Below are 1,084 nucleotides of genomic sequence, written 5' to 3' on the forward strand. Positions count from 1 at the left end.
GTCAACATTTTCGTAGCAAAAGATCTCGATTTTTCCTCTGTCTATAAACTAGTCGTAAAGAGCAAAAGAAACCGCTCTACTCCCAGCTATTCCTTTTTTCATTAAGCCAATAAAGTCACATTATGCCATCAGCAAAAAATGCAGAACGCGCCTCCATCGTCTTAACAAAATTAAAGATCTTAGATGACTTCCTTAATGATGAAAATTTATTTGAAATTGTTGTCAATCGCCCTGGCGAAGTAATTGTTGAAGGTCCAAATGGTTGGCAAACCCACACCATACAAGAACTAACCTACAGCGAACTAGAAGGGATTGCGAAAGTTGTTGCTGCCTACACAACACAAAAAATCAGTGTAGAAAATCCCGTTCTCTCCGCAACACTGCCAAACAACGAACGCATACAAATTGTTATGCCTCCAGCAGTTGCAGCCAATACCATCAGCATGACCATTCGTAAACCTTCATCACGCACTTTTTCTCTTGAAAGTTTACATGAAAACAATCTGTTTTCTGTCGCCCAAAACACCAGCTTCACACCCGCGCAACAAATGACAGAACGGTTATCCGAACTCTCTGATACAGACAAAAAACTAACAGATTTGTTTCTGGCCAAAGATTTTTGCAACTTTTTAGAGAGAGCCGTTATTACACAACAAAATATCTTAATATCTGGAAAAACCGGTTCTGGGAAAACAACCCTCTCTAAAGCTTTAATTGCAAAAATCCCTGAATATGAACGAATTCTCACCATTGAAGACACGCCAGAACTTGTCGTTCCGCACGCCAACAAAGTGCAGCTCTTTTATTCAAAAGATAACCAAGGCTTAGCAAAAGCAGGTGCAAAAGAACTGCTTGAATCTGGCTTACGCATGCGCCCCGACAGAATCCTTCTCCAAGAGCTGCGTGATGGTACAGCCTTTTACTACATCCGTAATGTCAACTCTGGTCACCCCGGCTCCATTACAACCGTCCACGCCTCAACAGCACTTGCAGCCTTCGAACAAATGACCCTTTTAGTCAAAGAAAGTGACGGTGGTGGTAATTTAGCACGCGATGATATCCGCGGCTTATTAATCTCGATGAT

At 41.9% G+C, this 1,084-nt stretch carries 1 protein-coding gene; it reads left to right on the forward strand.

Annotation, left to right across the window (positions count from 1 at the left end; genetic code table 11):
- Nucleotides 1-122 precede the first annotated feature (122 nt).
- Nucleotides 123-1,084 (forward strand): P-type DNA transfer ATPase VirB11 (gene virB11 / locus ACFIKY_RS09000; RefSeq protein WP_375661733.1); only part of this gene is annotated, 962 nt, incomplete at its 3' end.

Source organism: Bartonella sp. CR127HXZ (assembly GCF_042194555.1).
Taxonomy (GTDB): Bacteria; Pseudomonadota; Alphaproteobacteria; order Rhizobiales; family Rhizobiaceae; genus Bartonella; species Bartonella grahamii.